This window comes from Bradyrhizobium guangdongense (genome assembly GCF_006483445.1).
In the GTDB taxonomy this organism is placed as follows: Bacteria; Pseudomonadota; Alphaproteobacteria; order Rhizobiales; family Xanthobacteraceae; genus Bradyrhizobium; species Bradyrhizobium guangdongense_A.
On the sequence record NZ_PPPT01000296.1, the window covers coordinates 1 to 1,985 of the forward strand.

The 1,985-nt window shown below is 61.0% G+C and carries 4 protein-coding genes; 3 read left to right on the plus strand and 1 reads right to left on the minus strand.

The genetic code is table 11. From position 1 onward, the window contains the following. The coding region (locus tag C2U70_RS32040) for a flagellar assembly protein FliX (RefSeq protein WP_283810413.1) at positions 1-132 on the plus strand (132 nt) is incomplete at its 5' end. 33 nt (positions 133-165) lie between these two features. Here C2U70_RS32040 and C2U70_RS32045 read toward each other — a convergent pair. Then, positions 166-537: a winged helix-turn-helix transcriptional regulator gene (locus tag C2U70_RS32045; RefSeq protein ID WP_140982635.1), complete on the minus strand. Its 372-nt coding sequence runs from the start codon at positions 535-537 to the stop codon at positions 166-168. Positions 538-676: 139 nt separating this feature from the next. Here C2U70_RS32045 and C2U70_RS32050 point away from each other — a divergent pair, with 139 nt between their 5' ends. Beyond that, complete coding sequence (locus C2U70_RS32050) at positions 677-1,288, plus strand: NAD(P)-dependent oxidoreductase (protein ID WP_140982637.1); 612 nt, start codon at positions 677-679, stop codon at positions 1,286-1,288. Positions 1,289-1,502: 214 nt separating this feature from the next. After that, positions 1,503-1,868 (plus strand): RNA polymerase-binding protein DksA, encoded by a 366-nt coding sequence (gene dksA, locus C2U70_RS32055; protein ID WP_085966600.1) that lies wholly within the window; start codon positions 1,503-1,505, stop codon positions 1,866-1,868. The last annotated feature ends 117 nt before the right edge of the window (positions 1,869-1,985 follow it).

A 1,985-nucleotide genomic window follows, 5' to 3' on the forward strand; every position in this document is an offset into this window, starting at 1 on the left:
TCGACGGTGATGCGGCTGCGCGATGCGGCGGCAAACCTGAAGTCGTCGTCCGGCGATCCCGGTCTCGATGCCGTGCTGTCCGAGATCGAGCTGCGCGTGGAAGTCGAGCTCGCCAAGGCCGGGCAGGCCTGAGGCTACGCACTCCCGTACATCATAGATCTGCGCTTACGCCGCTTCCTGCTTCTGCTGTGTGTCGTAGCGGCGCTGGGCGGCGAGCACGTCTTTCAGATTCTGCTCGGCCCAGTCGCGCAAGGGATCGACGGCGGCGGCGAGTGTCACGCCGAGCTGCGTGATCGAATACTCCACCGTGACAGGAACGGTTGCAATCGCGCGGCGCCTGATCAGCCCGTCGCGTTCAAGTGATTTCAGAACCTGGCTCAGCATCTTCTGCGAAATGCCTTCAATGGTTCGGCGCAACTGATTGAAACGCATCGGCTCCTCGCGCAGCAGCAGGAGGATCAGCACTGCCCATTTGTCGCCGACGCGATCGAGGATCTGACGTGTCGGGCAGTTCGCGGCGTAGACATCCGGTTTCATGTCGTTCGTTCCTCGAGAAGGCGTTCTGGTTACTCCGATGTAATCAGGTAAGCACAAAGTGCTCTCTTAACACCAGCATTCTTTGCGTTATCTAGTTTCCATTGGTTACTATATCACCTCAGAAGCTAAGGAGCCTTCCATGAAAATCGCAGTCGCCGGGGCCTCGGGCCGGGCCGGTTCGGAGATCACCAAGGAACTGTCCCGTCGCGGCCATACCGTCACCGCCATCGCCCGCAATCCCGAGAAGATCGCCAAGCTCACCGGTGTCACGGCCGTGAAGGGCGACGTTCTCGACCAAGCCGGCCTCACCAGCCTGTGGACCGGGCATGACGTCGCCGTCAGTTCCGTCCACTTCCTCGCCAGCGATCCCCTCAAGCTGATCGGCGCGGCCAAGGCATCGAAGGTCGGCCGTTACGTCGTGGTCGGCGGAGCCGGCAGCCTTGAGGTTGCGCCGGGGGTGAAACTGGTCACAACCCCCGGTTTTCCCGCGCAATACAAGGCTGAAGCGGAAAAGGGTGGAGCCTTCCTCGATCTGCTGCGCCAGGAAAAGGAGCTGAACTGGACCTTCCTCTCTCCGTCCGCCCTGTTCGTGGAGGGCGAGCGGACCGGAAAGTTCCGTCTCGGGACCGATCAGCTTCTCGCAGATGCGAACGGAAAAAGCTGGATCACCTTCGCCGATTACGCCATCGCATTGGCCGATGAGATCGAGCGCCCGGCCCATCAGCGGGCCCGTTTCACCGTCGGTTACTGAGCCTTTCCGCCGCCCCCATGCCCTTCCGGATAAACCTTCCTGTGCAAGGGCTTGGGGGCGGTAACCGCTGGCACAGGGAGTTATTGTCTGTCACAGGAGGCCGCTATATAAGCCCCGGCTCAACGGACCTTGGTCCGTGCGAGTCGTTGCTTAGAAAGATAGGCCGCCCTTGGAAAAGTTGAAAAACTACCGACCGACCGAAAAAGAGCCTTTCATGAACGACCGGCAGAAGGAGTACTTCCGTTTGAAGCTCCTCGCCTGGAAGGATGAGATCCTCAAAGAGTCCAAGCTCACCTTGCAAGCCCTGCAGGAAGAGAACGTCAACCACCCCGATCTCGCCGATCGGGCTTCGTCCGAAACCGACCGTGCCATCGAACTGCGTGCCCGCGACCGCCAGCGCAAGTTGATCGCCAAGATCGACGCAGCGCTGCAACGGATCGAAGACAACACCTACGGCTATTGCGAGGAGACCGGCGAGCCGATCTCGTTGAAGCGGCTCGAGGCGCGTCCGATCGCAACGCTTTCCGTGGAAGCGCAGGAGCGTCACGAGAAGCGCGAGAAGGTTTATCGCGACGAATAGAGTGGGAACGCGCTCACAGCGCGCTCCTCATGAATGACGCATTTGGCGCGCATGTTCGCGCCATGCCTGCCGTTGACGCGCCGTTGCCGCGGCGTGCGTCAGCCGGTCGCGCCGATC

Bases quoted from the DNA above. Each gene is read 5' to 3' on its own strand.
- C2U70_RS32050 (WP_140982637.1), top strand. From the start codon at position 677: ATGAAAATCGCAGTCGCCGGGGCCTCGGGCCGGGCCGGTTCGGAGATC.
- C2U70_RS32045 (WP_140982635.1), bottom strand. From the start codon at position 537: ATGAAACCGGATGTCTACGCCGCGAACTGCCCGACACGTCAGATCCTC.
- dksA (WP_085966600.1), top strand. From the start codon at position 1,503: ATGAACGACCGGCAGAAGGAGTACTTCCGTTTGAAGCTCCTCGCCTGG.